A 6,090-nucleotide genomic window follows, 5' to 3' on the forward strand; every position below is an offset into this window, starting at 1 on the left:
AGCAGAGTTTTTGAAATGTAAGGCCTTTGAATAAGACAAAAGGCTGCCTCATCGCTAACTTTGCAACAGTGCCGGATTGAATATAACCGACGTGACTGTTACATTTAGGTGGCTAAACCCGTCAAGCCCTCAGGAGTGAATCATGACCGTAGTCACGACCGCCGATACCTCCCAACTGTACGCACTTGCAGCCCGACATGGGCTCAAGCTCCATGGCCCGCTGACTGTCAATGAGCTTGGGCTCGACTATAGGATCGTGATCGCCACCGTCGACGATGGACGTCGGTGGGTGCTGCGCATCCCGCGCCGAGCCGAGGTAAGCGCGAAGGTCGAACCAGAGGCGCGGGTGCTGGCAATGCTCAAGAATCGCCTGCCGTTCGCGGTGCCGGACTGGCGCGTGGCCAACGCCGAGCTCGTTGCCTATCCCATGCTCGAAGACTCGACTGCGATGGTCATCCAGCCTGGTTCGTCCACGCCCGACTGGGTCGTGCCGCAGGACTCGGAGGTCTTCGCGGAGAGCTTCGCGACCGCGCTCGCCGCCCTGCATGCCGTCCCCATTTCCGCCGCCGTGGATGCGGGGATGCTCATCCGTACACCGACGCAGGCCCGTCAGAAGGTGGCCGACGACGTTGACCGCGTCCGACGCGAGTTCGTGGTGAACGACAAGCGCCTCCACCGGTGGCAGCGCTGGCTCGACGACGATTCGTCGTGGCCAGATTTCTCCGTGGTGGTGCATGGCGATCTCTACGTGGGCCATGTGCTCATCGACAACACGGAGCGCGTCAGCGGGATGATCGACTGGAGCGAGGCCCGCGTTGATGACCCTGCCATCGACATGGCCGCGCACCTTATGGTCTTTGGTGAAGAGGGGCTCGCGAAGCTCCTCCTCACGTATGAAGCGGCCGGTGGCCGGGTGTGGCCGCGGCTCGCCCACCACATCGCGGAGCGCCTTGCGTTCGGGGCGGTCACCTACGCACTCTTCGCCCTCGACTCGGGTAACGAAGAGTACCTCGCTGCGGCGAAGGCGCAGCTCGCCGCAGCGGAATGAGCGAACGTCGATATAGCCCGCTCGCGACGCTGTTCGCGGCGACCTTTCTCTTCCGGATCGGCAACGCGGTGGCGGCCCTCGCGCTTCCATGGTTCGTCCTGTCTCATACAAAGAGCGCGGCCTGGGCGGGCGCCACGGCCGCTAGCAGCGTCATCGCGACCATCATCGGCGCGTGGGTTGGTGGTGGCCTCGTCGATCGGTTCGGGCGCGCGCCCGTCGCATTGATCTCGGGTGTGGTGGGCGGCGTGGCCATGGCGAGCATCCCACTGCTCGATGCCGTTGGCGCCCTCTCGAACACTGGGCTGATCGCTTGCGTGGTGCTCGGTGCCGCGTTCGACGCACCCGGTATGGCCGCGCAGGACAGTGAGCTGCCCAAACTCGGCCACGTCGCCGGGCTCTCCGTTGAGCGCGTCTCGTCACTGAAAGCGGTGATCGGGAACGTCGCGATTCTAGGTGGCCCGGCCCTTGGGGGGGCCGCAATCGGCCTGCTTGGCGCTGCGCCAACGCTCGGGCTGACGGCGTTCTGCTCCGTCCTTGCAGGTCTGCTCGGCGCGTGGGTGCTTCCCGCGCGTGCCGCTCGGACGATGACCACGACGGCGACTCTCTCCATGCGCGCCGGCGTCGCTTTTCTCTGGAGCGAACCCCTGCTGCGCCCTCTCTTTGGTATAGTGATGATCTTCGTGGGCATCGTTGGCGCCAACGGCAGCGTCATCATGCCTGCGCTGTTTGTAGATGCAGGACGCCAAGTAGCAGAGCTCGGGCTGTTCTCCTCAATGATGGGGGCTGGTGGTCTCCTTGGCATTGCCATTCATGCGTCGGTCGGCGCCCGGATATCAGCGCAGAACTGGCTGGCGGTGGCATTTTGTGGCTCTGCGGTGGGCTCGCTTCTGCTTTCACAGTTGCCAGGCGTGCCGGTGCTGATGTTGTTGGGCGCGCTCGTGGGACTGCTGACCGGCTCAGTCTCTCCCATTCTCAACGCTGCCATCTACAACCGCACGCCGCCAGAACTTCTCGGCCGGGTACTCGGCACGGTCTCGGCGGTGATGCTGTCAGCCTCGCCCATGGTTATGCTTGCGGCCGGCGCGTTTGTCGACCTTGCTGGTCCGCTCCCTGGCCTCGTTGTATCGGCCGTGTTTGCGGGGCTCGTGGCTCTACTCTCGCTCCGTCTTCAATTTGCTACAATGGCGGCGGCAGCCACAGCCTCCGCCCCAACCCATACAGAAGGTGAACACTGATGCCCCGCCCCAAGCTCAAGTCCGATGACGAGGTACTCGAGGCCGCCACCGTAGTGCTGAAGCGTTGCGGTCCCATAGAGTTCACGCTCAGCGGAGTAGCAAAGGAGGTGGGGCTCTCCCGCGCAGCGTTAATCCAGCGCTTCACCAACCGCGATACGCTGCTGGTGAGGATGATGGAGCGCGGCGTCGAGCAGGTGCGGCATTACCTGAATGCGATACCGATAGGCGCAGGGCCGCAAGGGCTCTGGGAATTTTTGCAGGTGCTCGTTCGGAGCATGAACACTCGCAACGACTTCTCGGTGAACTATCTCATCTCCTGGTACGAGCTCCAGGTGCCGGAGCTACGCACGCTTGCGATCCAGCGGAACCGCGCGGTGGTGGAGGGGATCCGCAAGCGACTGCCCCCAGGTGCTCCTGCGGCAGCTGAGTTGCTCCTGCACTCGGTCATCGCTGGCGCGACGATGCAGTGGGCCGTCGATCCGGATGGTGAGCTAGCTGATCATGTGCTGGCTCAGATCGCTGCCATCCTGTGTTTAATGTTTCCCGAACACGACGATTTCCAACTCCTCCAGGCACATGCGTAAACGGAGGTGTGCAGAGTCCCTGCGGCAGGCGACGAACACGACCGTCGTCGATTAGTACCGGTACGGTCGGTGGTATCGAAGTCTTGATCACCACTCAGGTCTACGGCTTACAAATGGTGACCATCCCGATACTTGCGTCAGAGCACCGGGCCGATTCTTTGACAGTGAATCACTCCCGTAAGGTTGTGCCGGTGTGGGTGTCCCGGGTCGAGACGATACTCCGCCAATGCGCCCAGCAAACAACCTGGCCATCGCAGGTGGTGGGGAGCGGTGTGGCGGATGAGTTGGACAAGTTGGTGTAGCAGCACGAGCACGGCGAGATAACATCGCAGGAGTTCGACATGCTCAAGAGACAGCTGATTGCGAATCGCGATGCAGATTCATAACCCGATTGCGGGTTGGCTTCACTCCACCATCACCGAGCAGACTAGCACGGCGGGCTCTGTTGCAAAGATTGGCGGCAGTCAGAGGTAGGCTGTCGCTCTGCGCCGATCAGGCGGCTGCTGCGAAATGGTGGTTGAGCATGCCCATGGCCTCCGTCAGCGCCGAGGGCCCAATGCCAAAAGCTCTCTCCACAAGGCGCACCTCGCCCCTGATGCCGGGCTGCAGGCACCAGGGGCGAGCCTGTCCTTTGCGCAGGGCTCGCATGACTTCGAATCCCTTGATCGTGGCATAGGCCGTGGGGATCGATTTGAAACCGCGCACCGGCTTGATCAGTATCTTGAGCTTTCCGTGATCGGCCTCGATCACGTTATTGAGATACTTCACCTGCCGGTGGGCCGTCTCCCGGTCCAGCTTTCCTTCGCGCTTCAATTCGGTGATCGCTGCACCATAGCTCGGCGCTTTGTCGGTATTGAGCGTGGCAGGCTTTTCCCAGTGCTTCAGGCCTCGCAGGGCCTTGCCCAGGAACCGCTTCGCTGCCTTGGCGCTGCGGGTCGGCGACAGGTAGAAATCGATCGTGTCGCCCCGCTTGTCGACTGCCCGGTACAGGTAGGTCCACTTGCCCCGCACCTTGACGTAGGTTTCATCCAGGCGCCAGCTCGGATCAAAGCCACGCCGCCAGAACCAGCGCAGCCGCTTCTCCATCTCCGGGGCGTAGCACTGGACCCAGCGATAGATCGTCGTATGGTCGACCGAAATGCCGCGTTCCGCCAGCATTTCCTCAAGGTCGCGATAGCTGATCGGATAGCGACAATACCAGCGCACCGCCCACAGGATCACATCACCCTGGAAATGGCGCCACTTGAAATCCGTCATCGTTCCGTCCGTCCAATCTCCGCCAAGCATGCTCAAGCTTCACGATTTTTGCAACAGAGCCCACACGAGTATTGAGCATAGTCGAGATTGGTGCAGATCACTTCTGATATTGAACTGTCAGGAGCTGGCTGCACAACAGCCATTACGCCCAATCAACTGGTGCAGTCGTCTTCTGAAAATGACAATCCAGTTAGGGTATAGCTCAACCTGACATAGAAGCAAAAACTCAACCACCTTCTACCAACTCTCCGAACAGCTCCTTGACCTTTGTTTTCGCATCAGCAAGTGCAGTTCTGCCTTGTTCAGTGATGTCATAAACACGCCGTTCACGTCGCCCGGTGCGTTCGTGGCGTGAGGTCAGATAGCCTTTTTTTTCCAGGCCGTGCAGCATCGGGTACACGGTGCCAGCGCTCATCTCGTAGCCGTGTCGGCGTAGCTCTTCGATGATCCCCAGCCCAAAGACAGGTTCCTCGGCTGCATGGTGAAGGATGTGCAGGCGGATCAAACCGCCGTAGAGGTCTTTGTCAGTCATTTTTTGTGCCTCACAGAGCGACGCTCAACAGCCACCCAGCTGCACCGCTACCGAGGACAACCAGCCACGGCGGGAGCTTCCAGAACATAAGTGCGACAAGGGCAACTAATGCCAAGCCGAAGTCTTGCGGCTGAAAGATGGCGCTAGTCCATACAGGCTGATACAGCGCGGCCAGCAGCAAGCCGACTACAGCGGCATTGATCCCGGCCAGCGCAGCTTGGATGCCTGTATTGCGGCGCAAACGCTCCCAAAATGGCATTGATCCGACGACCAGCAAGAACGAGGGCGCGAAGATAGCCAGCAGACACACAATGCCGCCGATCCAGCCCGACGGGGCGGTGTTCATCGAGGCACCAAGAAACGCGGCGAACGTGAACAAAGGGCCGGGCACCGCTTGAGCTGCCCCGTACCCCGCGAGAAAGGATTCATTGTTGACCCAGCCGGAGGGCACCACTTCGGCTTGCAGTAATGGCAGCACAACGTGACCACCGCCGAACACCAGTGATCCGACACGATAGAAGGAATCCACCATTGCCATGGTTTGACTTGGCATCAGTTCGGCCAACACCGGCAGGCCAATCAGCAAGACAAAGAACAGCGAGAGCCAAAGCACGCCGGCCCGGTGACTGACCGTGATAGGTAGGGGGTCATGCTCAACAACTTTCGCTGGCTTGAACAATAACCGGCCTGCGATGCCTGCGATAGCAATCACGCCAACCTGTCCCCACGCGGACGGCACAAGTAAAACGACGCAGGTAGCAATTGCCATGATGGTGACTCGCAGCCCATCCGTGCATAGGTTACGCGCCATGCCCCATACTGCTTGAGCGACCACGGCCACAGCCACCACTTTTAAGCCATGCAACGCGCCCTGCGAGACGTAATCGCCATAGCTGGAGATGCCGAGCGCAAAAAGGATCAAGGCTATGGCAGACGGCAGCGTGAAGCCAGCCCAAGCAGCCAGCGCCCCGCTGTATCCAGCCCGAGACAGTCCTACCGCTATGCCGACCTGGCTGCTTGCAGGCCCTGGCAAGAACTGACAAAGCGCGACCAAGTCAGCATAGCTCCGTTCGGAGAGCCAGCGCCGCCGTGTGACAAATTCGGCGCGGAAGTAGCCCAAGTGCGCAATGGGGCCGCCAAAAGATGTCAATCCAAGCCGCAGAAAAATAAGAAAGACCGACCATGGTCTGCTGTCATCGGTAGGGTTATTCGTCATACTTTCGCCTTCATGATCTGCAACGAGTTGATCAATAATAAGCGAAATTCGATAACGAAATTCGATATAAATCTAGAAAAAAATACCTCTATGTGTACTACGCAGTTTTAGCTGTGGCTTTCACAGGAGCACGCTTACTTACGGCTTAGCGTGCTTTATTTAATGAGATGGTCACTCCCTCCTTCCCGGTACTATGCTGAGGACAGGCTTTCATTCGG

The 6,090-nt window shown here is 60.0% G+C and carries 6 protein-coding genes; 3 read left to right on the forward strand and 3 right to left on the reverse strand.

The window, feature by feature from the left end:
- Positions 1-142 precede the first annotated feature (142 nt).
- The 3 genes from QMN93_RS25230 to mphR(A) are packed head-to-tail and all read left to right on the forward strand — an operon-like array spanning position 143 to position 2,867.
- Positions 143-1,048: an Mph(A) family macrolide 2'-phosphotransferase gene (locus QMN93_RS25230; protein WP_000219391.1), complete on the forward strand. Its 906-nt coding sequence runs from the start codon at positions 143-145 to the stop codon at positions 1,046-1,048.
- Complete coding sequence (mrx(A), locus tag QMN93_RS25235) at positions 1,045-2,283, forward strand: macrolide resistance MFS transporter Mrx(A) (protein ID WP_000004159.1); 1,239 nt, start codon at positions 1,045-1,047, stop codon at positions 2,281-2,283. Before QMN93_RS25230 ends, mrx(A) begins: the two co-directional genes overlap by 4 nt.
- Positions 2,283-2,867 (forward strand): macrolide-binding transcriptional repressor MphR(A), encoded by a 585-nt coding sequence (gene mphR(A) / locus QMN93_RS25240; RefSeq protein ID WP_001137892.1) that lies wholly within the window; start codon positions 2,283-2,285, stop codon positions 2,865-2,867. Before mrx(A) ends, mphR(A) begins: the two co-directional genes overlap by 1 nt.
- Positions 2,868-3,359: 492 nt before the next feature.
- Here mphR(A) and QMN93_RS25245 read toward each other — a convergent pair whose 3' ends face one another.
- The 3 genes from QMN93_RS25245 to chrA all read right to left on the reverse strand — a co-directional run bounded on the left by QMN93_RS25245 (position 3,360) and on the right by chrA (position 5,872).
- A complete protein-coding gene (locus QMN93_RS25245; RefSeq protein ID WP_001389365.1) occupies positions 3,360-4,124 on the reverse strand; it encodes an IS6-like element IS6100 family transposase in 765 nt (254 codons plus the stop codon).
- 226 nt (positions 4,125-4,350) lie between these two features.
- Positions 4,351-4,656, reverse strand: a complete 306-nt coding sequence (locus tag QMN93_RS25255; RefSeq protein ID WP_000130000.1) for a PadR family transcriptional regulator — start codon at positions 4,654-4,656, stop codon at positions 4,351-4,353.
- 10 nt (positions 4,657-4,666) lie between these two features.
- Entirely contained in the window at positions 4,667-5,872 is a 1,206-nt protein-coding gene (chrA, locus tag QMN93_RS25260; protein WP_000184001.1) for a chromate efflux transporter, read from the reverse strand.
- Positions 5,873-6,090: the final 218 nt, after the last annotated feature.

This window comes from Enterobacter sp. R-1.6.2 (assembly GCF_035064085.1).
Taxonomy (GTDB): Bacteria; Pseudomonadota; Gammaproteobacteria; order Enterobacterales; family Enterobacteriaceae; genus Enterobacter; species Enterobacter asburiae_B.